The sequence below is a fragment of the Nocardia abscessus NBRC 100374 genome (genome assembly GCF_000308455.1).
Taxonomy (GTDB): Bacteria; Actinomycetota; Actinomycetes; order Mycobacteriales; family Mycobacteriaceae; genus Nocardia; species Nocardia abscessus.
This window is the reverse complement of record NZ_BAFP01000273.1, coordinates 68,574-86,548: the sequence shown is the minus strand read 5'-3', so window position 1 is coordinate 86,548 and position 17,975 is coordinate 68,574. Positions and strand designations below refer to the sequence as shown.

12 protein-coding genes are annotated in these 17,975 nt (G+C 68.3%); all 12 read right to left on the bottom strand.

Features of this window, described 5'->3' with window-relative positions:
* Position 1: 1 nt before the first annotated feature.
* Positions 2 to 6,022 carry a MobF family relaxase gene (gene mobF, locus ON19_RS36510; RefSeq protein ID WP_227954572.1) on the bottom strand — a complete coding sequence of 2,007 codons (6,021 nt, stop codon included), beginning with the start codon at positions 6,020 to 6,022 and terminating at the stop codon, positions 2 to 4.
* A gap of 172 nt (positions 6,023 to 6,194) precedes the next feature.
* Entirely contained in the window at positions 6,195 to 6,947 is a 753-nt protein-coding gene (locus ON19_RS36505; RefSeq protein WP_043703627.1) for a phosphotransferase, read from the bottom strand.
* Between the two features lie 62 nt (positions 6,948 to 7,009).
* A complete protein-coding gene (locus ON19_RS36500; RefSeq protein ID WP_051169697.1) occupies positions 7,010 to 8,491 on the bottom strand; it encodes a hypothetical protein in 1,482 nt (493 codons plus the stop codon).
* Positions 8,492 to 8,842 (bottom strand): helix-turn-helix domain-containing protein, encoded by a 351-nt coding sequence (locus ON19_RS36495; protein ID WP_306307081.1) that lies wholly within the window; start codon positions 8,840 to 8,842, stop codon positions 8,492 to 8,494.
* Positions 8,839 to 9,969: a tyrosine-type recombinase/integrase gene (locus ON19_RS36490; RefSeq protein ID WP_051169696.1), complete on the bottom strand. Its 1,131-nt coding sequence runs from the start codon at positions 9,967 to 9,969 to the stop codon at positions 8,839 to 8,841. The genes ON19_RS36495 and ON19_RS36490 overlap by 4 nt, the downstream gene beginning before the upstream one ends.
* Before the next feature lie 396 nt (positions 9,970 to 10,365).
* Complete coding sequence (locus ON19_RS36485; protein ID WP_043703621.1) at positions 10,366 to 10,752, bottom strand: hypothetical protein; 387 nt, start codon at positions 10,750 to 10,752, stop codon at positions 10,366 to 10,368.
* 98 nt (positions 10,753 to 10,850) lie between these two features.
* Complete coding sequence (locus tag ON19_RS36480) at positions 10,851 to 12,410, bottom strand: hypothetical protein (protein ID WP_043703619.1); 1,560 nt, start codon at positions 12,408 to 12,410, stop codon at positions 10,851 to 10,853.
* A gap of 432 nt (positions 12,411 to 12,842) precedes the next feature.
* Positions 12,843 to 13,376: a single-stranded DNA-binding protein gene (locus tag ON19_RS36475; RefSeq protein WP_043703853.1), complete on the bottom strand. Its 534-nt coding sequence runs from the start codon at positions 13,374 to 13,376 to the stop codon at positions 12,843 to 12,845.
* A 134-nt stretch (positions 13,377 to 13,510) separates the two neighbouring features.
* Positions 13,511 to 15,199, bottom strand: a complete 1,689-nt coding sequence (locus ON19_RS36470) for a ParB/RepB/Spo0J family partition protein (RefSeq protein WP_157230041.1) — start codon at positions 15,197 to 15,199, stop codon at positions 13,511 to 13,513.
* Between the two features lie 112 nt (positions 15,200 to 15,311).
* A complete protein-coding gene (locus ON19_RS36465) occupies positions 15,312 to 15,551 on the bottom strand; it encodes a hypothetical protein (RefSeq protein WP_043703614.1) in 240 nt (79 codons plus the stop codon).
* 139 nt (positions 15,552 to 15,690) lie between these two features.
* Complete coding sequence (gene dprA, locus ON19_RS36460; protein WP_051169695.1) at positions 15,691 to 16,599, bottom strand: DNA-processing protein DprA; 909 nt, start codon at positions 16,597 to 16,599, stop codon at positions 15,691 to 15,693.
* A 32-nt stretch (positions 16,600 to 16,631) separates the two neighbouring features.
* Positions 16,632 to 17,615 carry a DUF4192 family protein gene (locus ON19_RS36455; protein WP_043703612.1) on the bottom strand — a complete coding sequence of 328 codons (984 nt, stop codon included), beginning with the start codon at positions 17,613 to 17,615 and terminating at the stop codon, positions 16,632 to 16,634.
* Positions 17,616 to 17,975 lie beyond the last annotated feature (360 nt).

Below are 17,975 nucleotides of genomic sequence, written 5' to 3'. Positions count from 1 at the left end.
GTCACAAACCCAGTTCGTCATCGCGCTGCCGATGAGTTTCGGCGCGTGACTCGTTGAGTTCTCGATCGATGTCGTCGGCCGGTCGAGCAGGTCGACGACGTTGTTCGCGTGCCAGTTGAGCTGGGTCGAGGGTGCGGCGCCGGTGTTGTTCGGCGCGGCATTCATCGAGCTGTTGATAAATGTAGGTGGTATGCGCGACTTCGGCCTCGGTGTCAGCGCGTGTAGAGCGTCGGCGATCGAGCACAGCTGCTGGATCACTGTGCAGAAGGTGGTCCCAGTTGTCGGCGGCTCCGGCCAGCAGGATGGCTGCGCGATTGGCTTGGCGTGCGGCACCACGCGCGGTGGTGTGCTCGCGGCTGCGGTTGATTTGTTCGCGGACGAGGGCGTCCACGCGGGTCTGGAGTGCACGTCGCGTGCTGCGGCGGAAGCTGGGGGTGGCTTCGAGGGTTGCGCGTGTTTCGGCGAGTTGGGTCGCGATGGCGTGGAAATGTTTTGCTGCGGTGTGGAGGTGTTGTTCGGCGATGCGGGCGTCGCGGATGGCTTGTTGTGCTGCGGTGTGGCGGCGGATGCGTTCGTCGGTGTCTGGTTCGTGGTCGGGGGTGTGCTGGGCCGGGCTGTACAGGAAGTCGTCGGTGTCGGCGAGCGCGAGGCTTTGGTGAAGTTGGTCGATACGCTCGTCGAGTTGAGCGTCGGTGAGTGCAAACAACGGATTATTCACACTTGGATCAGCGGTGGCTGAGCCGTCGGAGGTTGATTCCGTAGCAGTGTTGGGTAGCGGGTGGTCACGAAGCCAGGCTTCGATCGCAACGCGATGGGTTGGGTTGTGGGTGGCGCGCCAGTCGCGGCGCAGCATCGCGAGGGCTGCGGGTGCGGGGTTGGTGGTGGTGATGTGGTCGCAGCGGGCGGTGATGTGGTCGGTGGGGTCGTGGTCGGGGATGCCGGGCACATGGTTGTCGCGGCATTCCCCGCATAGTCCGTCGTCCGCGCGGCGCGGTGGCACGGGGGTGGCGTCGGTGCGGGTGCGTTCCAGGCCGCAGGCCACGCATCCGAGCCAGCGGGTGTGAGGGACGGCGGCGAGGTCGTAGTCCAGCGCGTAGTACTTCGGGCGGTCGTCGGGGAGTGCCTCACGGTAGTAGTGATGCACGACGCCGTCGGGAATGACGCGGTCGTAGGGCAGGTCGTCGACATGGGCGCGGGTATCGACATAGTCCTGCTCCCCGCGGCGGGCAACGATCTGTGCATCGGTGAGCGGGTCGCGGCGCTGAGCAGGGTTGATGTATTCGTGGCGGTCACGGGCGGCTTCGTGGCGTCGCTCGCGCCGATACGCGGGTTCGGTGCGTGTGGTGCCGGGTTGGTAGACGTGCGGGTCGGTGTCTGGTGTGCAGGCTTCGATGAGTGCGCGATGCTGGGGGTAACGTTCGCCGGCCCACCGAAGCCGTGCGCGGGCGACGGGGAAGCTGTTGCGGTAAAGCGTTTCCGCGATGTCGGCGAGTATGGCGCGTTGATCTTCGGTGGCGATATCGGTGAGGTCGGCGAGCATTTCGACCGCGGCGGTGATCTGGCCGGTGTGCATCAGTTGCGCCAGCGTGCGGACGTGTTCGGGAAGCCCGGTCCAGAGTGCGGTATCGGCGGCGGGCTCGGGACCTGGAGCTTGTGCCGCTTCGGCCTTGAGGCGTGGGCTGTCGTTCCGGCTGTGTTCGAGGTCGGAATTGGATTGTGAAGCGGGGCGATTGGTGGATTCGGGCATGGTCGTGGGGTGGGGTTCGTGGCTGCTGGCGGTGTCGTTGGCTGGGGCGGGGGTGTGGTGGAGGAGGGCGTCGATGCGCCAGGCCAGGGCGTTTGCGAGCTGGTCTGGGCGCAGGGCGTTGGTGTTGTCGGGTTGGGCGGTGAGCAGTAGTTCGTGGGCGGTGGAGAGGATTTGGTGTGGTGTCCAGCCGGTGGCGGTGGCGGTGGCGCGGTCGATCGCGGCTACGACACGGGGCCACGCGGGGTCGGTGATGACGCGCTCGGCGGTGTCATCGCCGAGGACGGCGTGCAGATCGGTGATCCATTCGGGTCGCAGGTTGCGGTGGCTGGTGGCGGTGTCGAGGGCGGAGGGTTCCAGTTGCAGGCGTGACCACAGTGCGGCGGCGGGCATCTCGTCGGGCAGCGGCCGCAGTGCGGCGGCGTGGGTCAGGAGGGGTTCGATGTCGATTCCGGCGCGGGCGGCGACGTCGAGCTTGTCGGCGAGTACCGGCCAATACGGGTCCGCCACGATCCGGGCGTCGAGGCGTTCGAGGGTCGGCGCCCATCGGTTGACCGGTCGGCGAATATCGCCGATCGCGTCGGTGACCCGCGCGTTGAGCAGCTGCTGGTGCTCACGTTCGAGCGCGCTGTACCGCGTTGGGCCGGTGGGGCGCATGTCGCGGTCGTCGACGTGCAGGCTGGCGCGCCAGACCGCGAGTTCACCGAGCAGGGTGGGGTCGGTGCCGATGAGGGGGCGCGCCCAGTGCGGTGCGGTGCTCGGCGTCCAGTCCTGGGCGTCGGTGCGGATTTGTTCGGCGAGGTCGCCCACGATGGTGGCGCGGGCGGTGAGTTGAGTGGAGTCCAGGTCGTCGCGCAGGCCGCGGGGGATGCCGTGCGCCCACGGCAGCGGTCCGGTGCCGGTGGAGTGGGTACCGGTGGGATCCAGGCGCCAGTCCAGGACGGCGGCGATGTCGTCGGCGGTGTCGAGTTCCCGCGCCCCGGCGGCGGTGTGCAGGGCGGCGACCGGGTCGTGCCCAGACAGGGCGATCGTGGCGAGGTGCTGGCGCAGCACGGGGTAGGCGGGGCTATCGGTCAGGTGTGGGCGCAACGCTTCGGCCGCGCGGTCGATGCGTTCGAGCCCTCCGGGGCCGAGAGCTGCTTCGGCGGCGACACCGATCGCATCGAGGTAGATATCGAGCGCGCGTCCGATGCGAATGTGGGGATCGAGTGCGTCGCGCAGCTGCGTGTGCGCGGATTTCTGCGCACCGTCTCGGCCGAGTATGCGCACCAACCCTTCCACCGCGGTGCGCGGAAATACTGCCGGTTCGCTCCAAAACGAGCCTTCCGAACCGTCCAACGCGGTGGGGATGTAGGCGTGGTTGGCGTGCACACCGCGGGTCATCGCGACATACAACTGCTGCCGTGACTCGCCTCCGGTGAGCGCGACGTGGCACGCATCGGCGGTGATTCCCTGCGCGGAATCTATCGTCGCGGCATAGCCGAGCCGCACGTGCGCGGCGACGTAGTCGGCGGGAAACCGCACCCGTTCGCCCGGTTCGCCGTCACCCGAACGCACGCGGGCGGCGGTGAGACTGCCGTCGTCGTGGACGGCGGTGACGGTCCAGGTGTCGCCGTTGCGCACCCAATCGCGGGCGCCGACACGCAGTCGCCGGTTGTTGCGACGGGTACGGATCGTGTCACCCACCGACGCGGCAAGCCCGTCGGCAAGTCGACATTCCGCCTCCACAGTGCCGCCCTCGCGGGCGAGCCGGTCGGCGCGGGCGCGGGCGTTCAACGCACTGACGACCTCATGGTTGGCGGCCAGCATGATCGCCGCGCGCCCCGCGAGGTGGTCGTTCATCCACGCGGTGAAGGCGTCATCGTGGGTGGCGCCGTGATGGCCACCGTGCACGCGCCCGTTGTCCAGATACCAGCCCAGCGCTGCCGGATCACCCTCGCGCAGCTGCAAACTGGCGGTCGCTTCCGCCGAGGAGGTGAACCGCACCACGTGGGTGAAGGTCAGGGTTTGGTCGGGGGCGGCGGCGTGCATGTCGGCGTCGGCGCCACCGGCTTCGATCGCGGGCAGCTGGTGATCGTCGCCGATGCACCGCACCGTCGCGCCGCGTCCGGTCACGAATTGGAGCAGGCGTAGGCGTTTGAGGTTGCCGAGTTTGACGTGCTCGTCGACGATCACCAACGTGCCGGCGTCGATCTGCAGCACCCATTCCGGCAACGTGGGCGGCGCATCCCGCTCGAAAGCGGGGTTGTCTGGGTGCAGGGTGTGGCGGGACAGAACGTCGAGCAGTTTGTCGACGGTCTCCACGCGCGCGCCGATGGATGCGCCGAGTTCCGCGGCCGCCGCGGCGGTGGGCGCCAGGCCGAGGACCTGTCCGCCGCTGGCGTGCCAGGCGTCGGTGAGCACCCGCATGGCGGTGGTTTTGCCGGTGCCGGCGGGGGCGTTGGCGGTATGCACCCGCAGACCGGAGGTAGCGAACCCTTCGACGACGCTGACCTGCCCGGCATTCAACGGCCGCTCCGGGTACGCGGCGTTGTAGGCGCGCACCGCATCACCGACCGTCTCCAGGGAAAGTTGGCGAGCGCCGGACTGCACCGACAGCTCGATCAACGCCTGTTCCACCGACAGAACCCGCTTCGAGCTGTACAGCTGTGAATTCACCGCGGTGTACACGCTGGCACCCTGACGGCGGCGCAATAGCTCCGGCACGTGGCCCAGTTCGGGCGCGTCAGCGATGTCGGGGTCACCGCGTGCGATCGAGTGGGCGGGCGAGAGCGCGACAGCGACAACGGCCTCGGTCACCTGTTCCCACTCTTGCCCGCGGATGTGTCCGCGTATCTGCCGTTCGACTTCGGCGCGGACATTGTTGGGCCGCCACGTCGAGCGGTGCTCGGCGACCACCTCCAGCACCCGTTCGGCGGTGCGGGTGATCCACTGGCTCGACGCCGCAACCCGCGGGGTCCGCTGCGGGTTCAGCGCCGCTGCAACCATCTGCGCCACTGGTTCCCGGCCGCGGAGCAGGGTCATTGCTTCGGCTCGCCAGTCGGCGCGTTGTTCGGCCAGCGACCGCAGGTGGTGTTTGGCCGGGCGGGTTTCCAGGGTGGCGCGTTGCGCCAACTCGTACATTTCCGCCGGGACAGGTTCGCGCCCGAACCGTTGCTGGAAGTCCGCCGCAAGCTCACCCACGCGCGTCTTGATCGCGGTTTCCCGTCGAGACCACGCTTCGATCAATCGTGCCGGGACGCCGACGATCTCGCGGACCGGGCGCTTGGCGGGATCCGCCGCGGGGCGTTCGGCGAATTCCACGCCGACCAGGTCTTCCATGTGGTGCTCGAGGCGGGTGTTGTAGATCTCCGACACTGTGACCACGGCCTGGTAGATCGCGGCCCCGTCCACGGTGCGCCACTTATCGTCCAGCGTGCGCACCCGGTTGGCGATCAGCACGTGCGTGTGCAGGTCCGGATCCCCGGCACGGGAGTCGCGGTGGGTGAAACACGCCGCGACAATGCCGTCGACGTCGACCTGGCGCACACCATTGCGGCCCAACCGGGTGAAGGTTCCGTGCTGTTCGAGCCACCTCAACGCGTCGCGCACCGCACGCTGATGCGCGAGTTCGATCTTGTCCGCGACCGCCCGCGGCGCGACAGCCCAGAGCGCCGACACCGATTTGACGGGCGAGAAAGTGATGTCGAAACCCGCGACCGCGGTCGTGTTCGGCCGCGAGTTCTTGGCCACCCATCCCGACAACTCCCGCGCATCCAAGGGCGCGCGCCCGTACTCTTCGCAGAACATTTCGAACGCGACATGGGTGCGAATCCGTGCTCGTTCTGCCTCGGGAATAGCGTCGTGCGGGTCTGCTCCGTGCGCGATATTGTGTTGCTCGAACGCTTTCGCGCATCGTTTTCGGAACGCGGAAACCTCGGCGTAAATGCGATAGGGGTTGCCTAAACGCGACGCTTTATCGGCCGCGCGCGCCGCATCCTTGTGCTTGGCGCCGAGGCGGATCTGCTCGTCGTAGACCTCGGCTTCGATCTGCTCGGCGTTCGGGTGACGACCCAGTCCGAACAGCGATTTCATCTGCTCTTCACTGACTTCCGCGCCATCGGCGATGCCGAGCGCGGTCAAACCGGCGCCGTGCCAGACACCGGTTGCTTCCCCGTGTGCGGAGTAGTAGTCGGCCAAGCTGTCACGGCCACGTGAGCTGGCATCGTGCGCAGCGACATTACGCAGGTAATACTGATAACCATTGCCTGCCACGACTTTATGAATGGTCGCGGTCATATATCCATCAAGCGCCCGCAACGCGAATATCGCCAGTGCTGAATTTGACTATTTTCAGTCAAACCGAGCGTTTCCGCTGGTCGTTATCGAATCGTGTCGGTGGAGCAATACTTTTGAGACCGGGACTATTCGAGGTCTGTCGCGTGGGCTGCGGTGATGTCGTGGTGCTGTTTCAGTTCCGGCGCTTGGGTGGGTCGGCTGCCGCGGTCAGCTGGTCGCGGTGGTTGTGCACCCAGTGATGGGCGGCGCGGATTGCCTCGACGGTTCCGGTGTCGCGTAGTGCGGTCATGGCGGCTTCGCCGGCGGCGGCGCGGGTCTCGATCCCGCGCCAGCAGCGCTGCTGCCACCAGAGAATGGTGTCGACGACAGCGTGATGGTCGTTGAGGCCATAGGTGGTGCAGACCAGTTGTAGTTGGCTCGCTGCCTGGGCGACGTCGTCGATACCGGGTCCGAGATTCAGATACTGCCAACACAGGTGCGCGAGGTCGTGGATGCGAGCGCCGGGTGCTGCGAGGTCCCAGTCGATGAACGCGACCGGCCGAGCTGTCGGGGCACTGGACTCGTAGAGAGTGTTCTTCGGCGACAAGTCGTTGTGGCAGACCACTTCCTGGTCGCGGGCCAACGGCGTTCCAGCGGTCAAGTCGTGGAACTGGCGCAGCAGGTTCGCCACCGCGATCAAGTTCTCTGGCTCGCTCACGGGTGGCTGTCCACCGCTGTTGGGAACGTGTCCGTCGAGGTAGGTGAGCATTTCTCGGCCGAGGGCGTCGATGCCGAGGAAGCGGGGTGCGCCCGGCCATCTCCGGTCCTCGAGATGGCGTAGTAGCTGGTGGACGAACTCTGCGCGCGGGCCGGGCTGGCGGTGAACGGTGTCACCAACTCGGACGGCCCGGCTGATGAACCCTCCTTCCATGGGAATTTCGGTCACCAGACCAGTGTGAACCGAAGTAGGGGCGTCGATGTCGGTCGGAGTGCGACGGGGCGAGCCTGCTATCTCAACTGTTCTTCGCCGCGAGCCTGGTGGGAGGTATGGCGCATGGCGGTGTATTGGGCCCAGTTGCGGGAGGAGAGGATGGCCCAGCGGGTGGCGGTGATGGGGGAGAGTCCGAGTAGTTCGGCAAGGACGGGGGTGGGCATGTCGGCGGCGAGGTGGAACATGGCGGCGTGGCGGGCGTGTTTGGGGTGGATGCCGTGGGAGACCAGTTCCGCGCGGATGTTCTCGGTGACCAGGTGCTTTCCGGGTAGCCGGCCCGGGAACAGCCAGATTCCTTGGTTGGCGAAAGAGGCTGGACCGCCGTGGGTGAGGTGGTCGCGCAGGAGTTGGTCGAGTGGTTCGGGCATTTCGATGGGGACGGTGTCGAAGATGGTGGTGACGGTGCCGCCGGGTTGAAGGGTGACTTGGTCGTGGCGCATGCGGCATATGCGTGAGAGCGGTTGAGCGAACAGCAGCATGAACAGTCCGGCGATGCGGGTGTATCGGCGGATCGTGTTGTCGTGCAGCAGGGTCTCGACGTAGTGCCAGCGTTGATCGTCGGAGAGCTGAACCTGCAGGTCGGGCCGTTGCTGTGGCGGGATCCGGAGGTCGTGAGTGATGCCGGTGTGGTTGGTCCAGTCGATGAATCGGACCAGGACGACGCCGCGGCCCGGGTGGCTGGCCAGGTAGGCGTCGAGGTGGTCTTGGGTCGCGTCGAGGAGGGCGATGCCGTGTTCGTCGAGCCAGATCAATAGCCGGATCGCCGTGAGCACGGTGGCTCGGGCGTTTTGGACGGCGCCGCGAGTGACCTTGTCCTGTGCTTCGAGAAGTCGCAGCCGGCGCAACAGGTGCCATCGGGCGAAGCGGTGGATGAGGTCGGCGTGGTGTTTGGGCAGCAGTTCGAGGACCTCGCCCAGCCAGTGCGTGGTTCGCGCGATGAGCGGCTGGTAGGGCTCGAGGACACCGGTGGCGGTGAGCAGATCACGGACGTAGTTGACCGGTCGCGTGCTCGGCAGATCATCGAATGTGGTGTGAGAGATGGGAAGCTCACCGAGGGCCATCGCGCGCAGGATTTCTGGGCTGCTGGAGCGCTTGCGGATCCATTGCAGCGTGGAACGTGGGTCCTTGCCGACCATCCAGGCGTCGAAGACGGGCTGCAGGCGCGGATGGATGTGGCCGGAGGGGTCGGCGAGCAGCGCGGTAGCTCGGTCCTGCAGGGTGCAGACCGAGCAGAGGTGGCCGTAGGGCCTGTCTTCGCGGCCGCATCGCGGGCAGGCGTAGATGGGGTCGTTGCCGGTGCAGCTCGCGCAGGAGGGTCTGTGCTGATCGTCGTGGAACGCCAGCACTTTCGCTTGGCCGCAGTGCGGGCAGCAGCCGGGAGCGCGCCGGAACCGCAGCACGCAGTTCGGGCAGACCCGCTGGCCGAGGATGGTTCGCGTGCAGCGTTTGAGCTGGCCGCAATGCGCGCAATCAGTCGTGGGGGCAGGCGTGCGCCCCATTTATGCGTTCGGTTCGTGCGGTCGCCGGACGACGGCTCGGACGGGCCGCAGGTCTCCGATCCCAAGTCCTTCCAGATGGTGTCCGTCGGTGCCGGTGCGGGTCTGCTCGGTGTGGGCGGCGACTGGTTCCAGCAGGTCGTTGGGTTGGCAGTGCAGGATGTCGCAGAGTGCGGCGAGCAGGTCGGTGTTGATCCGCTGGGGCGCGGTGGTGACCAGTTTGTGGACGTATTGACGGCTCAGGTGCACTCCGCGGTCGGCCAGCAGCGGGACGAGCTCGCTGGTCTGGAATATGCCGCGGGTGGCCATCACTTGGCGAAGATGCCAGCTCATCACCATGCGTCGACTGCTCACCGGACCTCCTGGGGTGTGGTTGGTGCGGGGTTGGGGGTGTAGACGCGGTGCAGTGCTGCTCGCAGGGTCTGCTTTTTGAAGTCGTTGCTGACCGAGGTGTAGATCGCCGTCGTCGACGCGAAATGGTGGCCGACCTGTTCTTGGACGAACCGTTCGGGGTAGCCGAACTCGATCAGGTGCGTGACGTAGGAATGGCGTAGGCAGTGCAGCGTCAACTCCGGCGCCAGCCCTGCCCCGGCGCGGATGCGGGAGAACCGTTTCTCCAGGAAGCAGCCGTCGACCTGGGTGAGGCGTTCGGTCACCCAGAGCGCCGGATGGTCGGCGGCATTGAGGATGGGGCGTGCCTGCTCGACCCATTGCCGCATCCCGGCCACGACCCAGTCGAACTCCGGCACCGTCAGCACGGTCCGTCGCCGCGGTGTGCTGCCGCGGGTGGCCTTGCCGTAGCGCACGTGCAGCGACCCATAGCTGCCCCATTGCGGCATATGCGGATTCGGCCGCAGATCGACCAACTCCAGGCGGCAGAGTTCGGTGCGGCGCAGCCCATAGGCGTAGCAGGTCTTGATCATCTGTGCGTCGCGCAGGGCGGCCAACGCGCCTTTGCGGCCGGATGTCGCGATGCGCTCGACACGTTCGTCGAGGTAGTCGAACAGCCCCTGCAGCTCGTTATAGGAGAAGGGGCGGCGGCCGGGACGGCCTTCGTAGTCGACCAGGTGCGCAACGGTGTTCCACTCATGACAGATCTGCTCGGGCACCTGCCCGAAGCGGTCGCGGCATTGCCGCAACCACTCATAGCGCGGATCGGTGAGGTAGTCGCAGAACATCCGCAGCACCAGGTGGTAGCCACGGATCGTGGCCGGCGCGAGCCGCCCACCCGTCTCACCCGTCAGCGAGACGGTGAAGTCCTCGACATCCGACGCCGTCCACGACCACGGGTGCGACGCGGTGAATTCGGCGAATCTGCGTAGCAGCGACAGCCGCGGCTCGATCGTCGACGGCGCCAGCATTCGCGACTTCTGCTGGTTCGCCCAGCCCGTCAGCATGCCCTCGAACACCGCCGCCGGTTCGTCCAGATGGCGCACGCCCTCGACGAGAACCAGCCCCGCAGAACCAGGGATCTTGGCCAACTCCGCTCCAGATTCGTCAACGGAAAAGCGACTTTGTCGCCTCACCGTAGCCAGCGATCCGCAGCGGTCAACGACCTCACGGTCAGCCCCGGTGTGTCGCAGTACCCGAGCACCAAAAGTCCACCAGCGGAATCAGATAACGGTCGCGTTACCGTTGATAGTCCAAGTTGTTATCCTGGATGCAAGAGGTGTGCCTGAGAAAAGAGAGAAGAAGGGGGTGTAGGTGAGCTGTGGAGGGTGTAGGAGGAGTAGGGCAGTGGTGGCGTGTGGATGGATGTGGATAAGTGGAGAGGGACGTGGGTCGGTGAGGGGGTATGGGTGATCGGGTGAAGGTGGCAACTGGTGAGGGCCGGGACCAGGGGTGGTCCCGGCCGTCGTGCGGTGGTGGCGCGACTCTCAGGTGCGCGGGGCGGGGATGCGCACCCAACCGCGCGATTGGCAGGCGTAGTAGCGGTCGTCGAGGGCGACGACGTCGCCGACCGACAGCGACCGGAATCGGTTGTCGGTCCAGGCGTCGGCGTGGACGCGGTCCTCGGGGCGGTCGGGGTAGCCGTTGAACGCGGCGAAGGCCCGCTCGAGCAGGGCATCGTCGTCCGCGGCGTCTTCGGTGGGGACGGTGTGGTCGTAGGCGAGGTCCAGTACGGCGGCGCGGGTGTAGCCGTGGAGTGTGGCGCGCGGGTTGGTGTTGAGGAAGACCCGCACGGTGATGCCGCGGCGGTGCGGGGTGAAGGCGCGGCGTAGCGCTCGGGTGAGGTGGCGCAGGACGGTCAGGGGTCGCTGCATTATGTGGACTCCTGAAGGTCGGGGTGGTGGACCGGTCCGCCGTGGGCGCGAGGCAGCCACGGCGGACCGGTGATCGAGGGGGCTCTGGGAGTGGTCGGTCAGGCCGCGGTCGATCGGCGAGGGGCCGGTACGAGACCGAGGTCGATACGGCAGGTGGTGCAGTAGCCGTCGGCGTGGACGACACTGGGGCGGGCGCAGGCATCGCAGCGGCCGACGCGCTGCCCGGCTCCCAGCGTCGTGGCCTTGCGCGGGCGGCGGGCGGCCGGTCGCGGTGCCGGGGCAACGGCGTTGGTCTGGTCGAGGTTCACCGCCATCCAGCGAGTGATCAGACGCCAGGTGGGGCCAGTGTTCGCGGCGGCGGCGCGGATGCGGTCGAGGATCGCGCGCGCCTGCCGTGGGTGGGTGGCGGCGATGTAGGTGCAGCGGGATTCGACGAAGCTGCGCATGCCCCACCCCGGGGCCAGCGGCGCGATGCCGGGGTGGCCGTCGGCGCGGCAGACGTCGCAGAGACCGTCGTCGCTGACGTGGTCGCCGTCGAGGGCGTGGACCGCGCGTCGGTCGCTGGCGGGGCGGTCGATCCAGCAGCCGACGCACGGCCACCCGAGGTAGGGGGTCATGGCCGCGAGGTCGTAGTCCAATCCCGAGCCCTGCCAGGTGGACTCGCGGACGTCGAGTTCGGTGTAGGGCAGATACTCGTCGCGGTCATCGGGAACGGGCAGCCCGGTGCGCCGGGCCGCGAACCGGCTCTGGTCGACGGGGGTGATCCTCGGCGGCAGGCCGCGGCGGTCACGGCGAGAGCGGGTGCGTCGATCGCCGCCGACCGCGGGATCGGGGTCGGTGTCGTGGTCGTGCAGGAACGCGCGAGCGGCCTCGTCGAGGGCGCTGTCGCGGCCGTCGCGTTCGCCGCGGCGCGGGGATGCCTCGGGCGCGAGCAGGTGACGGTCGGCCTCGGTGTAGCAGTGGGCGACGTGCAGGAAGTAGCTGCGGTCCCACAGGTCGGCTTGCACGTGCGCCCACATCAGGTTGGCGGGTTTGCGCGGTTCGGGCACCGGCGGGGTGCGGTCGGTGTCGGGCTCGGTGTCGATCGCGTAGAGCCGGTCCGCGGCGTAGGCGGCGTAGATCCTCTCGCGGCGTTCGGTGACGCGGCGGTCGCGTTCACGGTGCCGCAAACTGACCGTGGCGGGTACCGGCGTGCGGGCTGCGCGGCGAGTGGCGATGGCCTCGACGCTCAGGCGCGCGGCGTCGGTGGCGGCGGTGGGGGTGGCGGTGAGCCGGTCACGCTGGCGGCGATCACGGATGGAGCGGCGCACCCATTCGGCGGCCTCGATCGAGGTGTCGGACTGCTGACGCAACTCAGGCCGATACAGGCCGGGTTCGGAGTCGGCGGTGTGAGCAATGATCATGGCCCGCAGTTCGGGTCGGCTCTTGGCCATCCAGCCCAGCTGTCGGGCCGCGACCTTGAACGGGGACCGGGTCAACAGGTCTGCGGCCCGGTCGAGCAGCTGGCGCTCCCGCGGCGAGGCCAAGGTCAGAACCTCGGTGAAACGCTCACGCGCCCGGTCGGGATCGACCTCGAGAAGGTACTCGATCTCCCCGAGCGCCTCAGCGAACGGGGAAACGGCAACAGCAGTATCGGGCGTGTTCAACGTAGCGGTCATCACGGACTCCTGTCGTGTCGTGGAAACAGCTCGGCCCCGCACCGGACCCGCGCACAGCACGAACCCCGGCACGGGGCTGGGCGGCTGGTCGTCTGACCCGCCTGAGTGCGGCCGACCAGGGTGGGATCCCGACACGGCGGAGGGAACGCGCCCACGCGGGCGGCGGCGAATTCGTGCGCTGACCACACCGACCAGCGCGCACGGTGCGACGTCGCGCGGGCGAATTCGGTGACGACCGGGCGCGGGCCCGCAGCCGTGGCGGGATCACGGCCTGGTAGCACTCAGCAAGGCGGGGCAGACGACCAGACGATCAGCCCTCACCCACCGAAAACCCGACGGCACGAGCGATCAGTGGTGGCCGGGCAGCGAATATCCGTTCGTGAGAAGGTCAGGCTGCCACCGCCGGCCACCACGATTCGTGTGGGATCGGGATCAGAAAGCCGGATCTTCCACCCCGGAGCCACCCCCGAAGGAGCTCACGCCGTTGAACGCCCATGGGTCGTCGCTCCCGGTTCCCGCTGCCGCGCCCACGAGGTCCCGGGCCCGGTCATCGCTGTCGGAGCGACTAGCCGCCGCGCGGCTGTAGCCATTGCCCGAATGGCGGGAGACGCGGTTGACCTTGGCAGTGGCGAAGCGCAGCGACGGTCCGATCTCCTCGACCTCGAGTTCCACCCGGCTGCGCTTGTCGCCCTCGGCGGTCTGCCAGCTGCGCTGCTTCAACCGACCCGAGACGATGACACGTGCACCGCGGGTGAGCGATTCGGCGACGTTCTCTGCGGCTTCGCGCCAGATGCTGCACGGCATGAACAGCGCCTCGGCGTCTTTCCACTCGTTGGCGTTGCGGTCGAAGTGCCGCGGGGTGGAGGCGACGGTGAAATTCACGACCGCGTGACCGGCGGGGGTGAACCTCAACTCCGGATCGGCGGTCAGGTTCCCGATCACCGTCAGCGGGGTGTCTCCGGCCATGAGCATGCTCCTTCACAAGGTGTGGACAGATGGGGATGAATGGGGGATCGTGCTGCCACCGAGGTAGTGGCCTCGGTGGCAGCACTGACAGCCGGATCGCCTCACCTGTCCTGGGCGAATCGAATGTGGTGGTGTCAGGAGGCGAGGTCGATGTCGTGGTAGTCGATGTCTCCGGCGGCGGCCTGTTCGACATCGAGCAGCGCGAAGTCCAGCTCGGTTCCGGCTGTGGCTTCGGCGAGGAAGTGCAGATACCGCTTCGTGGCCGCGGAGCTGTCGCGCCAGAAGCTTTTGCCGATCGGTGCCTCGGCGGCGGCGATCTGCATGGCGAGCACGATCATCCACGCCCGCGACGGTGTCGCGGCGTGGATCGCGTCGACCAGCTGCTGCGTGGAACCCCCGATACCGAGCAGCGTGGTCACCTTCCGCAGATCGGCCGGATCCAGGGTGTGGGCCATGGATTCGGCGACGAACGCCGCCGCCTGCCTCGGCGGGGTGCGCCCGGCCAGCAGACGCGGCAGAAACTCCTGCCGCCGCGCGTTGGCCGCATCCCCGCGCTTGTTCAGCTCGATCACCCGCCGCCGGTCCTGGCGGGCCTGCTCTCGCTCGGCAGCCGCCTTCGCGGCGGCTTCTTCGGAGCCGTCACCAGTGTCGGGGACGATCTGCTGCAGGCCGCTGTCGACCAGCGCGCTGGCGGGCAGGAAGTAGGACGGGATCCAGCGGTCACGCCACTGCACCCGCTCGGCATGCACCCGCCCGTCGGCGGGTTCGGCGGACAGGTCGCCGCGGGTGCTCCAGTCGACAGTGCCCGCGTCGACGATCGCGCCGGTGTCCCTGTCCACCAGCAGCCCGTTCTCCTGCACCTCGAGATACACCACCCACCGGGCCGGGTCGGCGTAAATCGACTCCTCGCTGACCGGCTCACCCGCGGCGGTGACCAGCTCGCTGGCCGGAATGTAGGCCGCATCCGGTTCTCTGGTGTCGGGTTCGGCGGCGAGGACCCCGAACCCGTACGCGCCGTAGAGAAGCGATTCGTGCAGGCGGGCTCGGGTTTCGGCGCGGTCGTGCTCGATCCGTTTCGCGGTGGAGGCGAAGCTCCACCGTCCCGCCGTCGCCAGGCGTTCGACCGCGTCGGTGTCGCCGAGGTTCTCGTAGTGGGCGATCACCGCGAGCTGATCGAGGCCGTACTGGCGCTGTTCGAGCAGCTGCTTGGCGGTGTCGGAGGCACCGACTGCGGCGGTCTTCTGAATCTCCGACCGTTTGCGCTGCAACCCTTTCGCGACCCGGGTCGCGGACGCTCCGAGGTCGAGCATCAACGCGATGCCGGTGGCGCGGTCGGAGTCGGTGAGCGGGATGCGGCGGTCGTTGAGGTTGATCTGGGTCAACGTCCGCGCGATCCGCCGCTCCTTCGCGTCGATATCGGTGGTGGCGTCGGTAATCCACACCGGCACCCGCGCCAACCCGACCTCCCGGGCGATCAGCGTGCGGATCTGCCCGTCGACGACATGAACGGAGCCGTCGGGCTCGCGTTCGGCACGGATCGGGTTGCCGACACCGAACTCCCTAATCGACGCCGCCTCCTCCGGGTGCGCGGCGAGATCGAAACTCTGGCGGACGTTTTCGGCGATCACCAACTCCGCCGGATCCAGGTACTCCGCCTTGGCCTCGGGCAGAGCCGGCACTGGCATGTCTTCGATGACGGTGGGCTCCTCGACCACGGGGGCGGGTTGCGTGGCAGGCACGGTTTCCTCGACGGCTACCGGGTCGGTGTCAGGACCGGGATCGGTGGCCGGGTCGGCGATGGCGGTCAGGGTGGAAGTAGTCAACACGGCTCCTCACGACAAGCGGCGCGGCGACCTCACCAGTCGCAGGCGAGGCCGCCGGGCCGGGTTATGGATGCGGGGCAGGACGCGGGCGTAAGCCCGCGCGGATGAGAGGTCAGGCAGCGGCCTGCTGGGCGGGCTGGCGGGTGACGTTGATCGGGCGCAGTCGCAGCACGCCGTGCTCGTCGTCGAGGAACGCCCAGTAGCGGCCCCGCCAGCCGGGGTAGTCGCCGCGCCAGCGATCCAGCACCGCCGAGTCGGTGATGGCGGGCGTGGCTCCGGCGTAGCCGAGATGTTCGAGACGCTCGTGGTCGCCACGAGCAAGGGACTGCACGGCAAGGCTGGACGCGGACATGAACAAACCTCCTGGGATCGGTGGGGCGGACTGAACGCCGCCGGAGCGGGGTGGGTCGAATACGGACACAAAGTGCTGCCGCCAGGTCAGCGATGCGTGGCTGGCGGCTACGTGGTGACAGCCCGCGGATGCCCCTTGGTCAGCCGCGCGTGGCGGGGTCGGCGTGGAGGTCGTCGATGACCTGGTGGGCATCGGTGACCAGGCGGGCGTGACCGTCACGGATCAGGTCGTGGCAGCCCCTCGATGCTGTGGAGTAGATAGGACCAGGAATCGCGAATACCGGGCGGTTGAGCCGGCGCGCCCAGCTGGCGGTATTGCGGGTGCCGCCACGGATTGCGGATTCCGGGATGACCAGCGCCCGCGCCAGCGCGGCCACCAGCCGGTTGCGTTGCAGGAACTGGTGTTTGGCCGCCGCAGTATCGGGCGGGTACTCCGAGATGAGCAACCCGGACTCGGCGATCCGGTCGAACAGCTCACGATGCGCGACCGGGTAGGCGCGACCCAACCCGGTCGCGACCACCGCGATCGTGCGACCACCACGGTTGAGCGCCGCACGATGGGCGGCGGCATCGATACCGAACGCACCGCCGCTGATGACCGTCCAGCCACGCTCGGCCAGATCACCGGCGAGGTCATGGGTGACGTGCACCCCGTATTCGGAGGCCGCGCGGCAACCGACGACCGCGACGGTGAACTGCGACAGCGGACTGTGCCGCGGTGCGCCGCACATCCACAACGCCACCGGGCTCCCCGCGGCCACGCCGGGCGCGTCGAGGTCGGCCACAGCCCTCGGCCACCACTCGGCGTCATCGCGAGTGACCAGCCGAACGCCGAGCTCGTCGGCGCGGTCGAGATCCTGGGCAGCCTGACCACGCAGGTCACGCGGGACAGCCGCCGCGACATCGCCAGTGGCCAGCCGGGCGGCGGCCTCCTCGACCTCGAGCGTGCGCATCAGCTCACGCACCACCGGCGCCGCGGTCAGCGCGGCGCGAGCCAGAATCGCCCACGCCAGCCGGCGCGAGAGGGCTCGCGGTGCGGCGGGATTCATACAACCTCCATGGGGTCGATGCGGTGCGGGGTTCAGTCGATGTCGATGTCGATGCCGAGGTGAGCGGCGTTGGCGCGCCCGGCACTCAGAGCGGCGCGGAACAGCGCGACCGGGACGGTGCGGTGGATTCCGGCGGCCACCGCCTGCACTGTCGGGTTGTCGGGGTCATCGGAGACCGCGATTCCGATCGCCGCACCGGCCCGGTCACGGTCGCCGTGGACATAGGCGGTGACCGCGCACAACATCGCCGCTGCGGTGCGGTGTGGTGAGGGCAGCGCCCGCACCAGCAGCGCCCACAACCGATGTCCGCGTGATCCTTTCGCGCTGACGGCGAAGGCATACAGGCTGTCGCGGACCAGGCCGTCGGTGAGTGCGTCGGCGAGTTCGGCGACCTCCGCGGCCGACAGCACACCCTCGGCGCGGACCGCCTCCACCTGCATCAGGGCCAGCCGCAGCCGTTCCCGCGACAGCTCACGATCGCCGCCACGCACCGTTACCAGCGCCGCGACCTCGGCAGCCAGCTCGGCATCCGGCGCGAGGTCGTGTGGAAGGTCCTCGACGCTGTCGGCGCGTGGTGGGGCGTAGGGCAGCAGGCCGTGCGCGCTGCCGAACAGGCTCGCCCACGGGTGGCCAGGGTCGCGGCCGGTTACTGCCCACGCCGCGAACGCCCCGACTCCCAGTTCGAGGAGTTGATCGCGGAACCGGGCCACGAGCCCGCGGTATTCGTCGCGGGGAAACGGTGTGCCGGGGGTCGGACCGTCGACAACGACCACGGCGACGGCGTCCGGGCGGTGCTGGGCGCACCAGCGGCGGGTGCAGGCCAGGATCGGACTGGTGGCCAGGTAGTGGCGCGTCCTGTCCAGGTCTTCGTGGCGGATGCGTTCCACTCCGACATACCCGTCCGGCCCGGACGCCGGTTCCCGCAATGCCATCACCACCAGTGACCGGTGTGGCGGTTCCGGCAACCTGGCCAACGCCTCGGCGATGAACCGCCCGGGATCATCAATGAACGACACGACAAGCCTCCTCGATCACTGGACAGGGGCGTGCCTCACCCACAGCGGGTGAGACGCAGCGAGAAACGGGGCGCACAGAGCGGCGCGGGTCGCGCGACGGTGGCTGAATCACCAGAAAGCGTGCGGCGGGGACGGTGGTTATGCCCTGGAGGGGGACGGGCGCATCCACCATCGCGCCTCGGCACCGGGTGAAGCAGCGGGCAACAGCCCAGCGCGGGCAGCATCGGGCTTCGACCGACGGAAAAGCGAAAGTGACAATCCCCCGGCGAACCCCGAACCCCTGCAGGCAGCCTAGCCCGCCACCCACCCGAACCACCGGCGGCGCCCATATCGAAAACACGCACCACGTGGGAGATACGG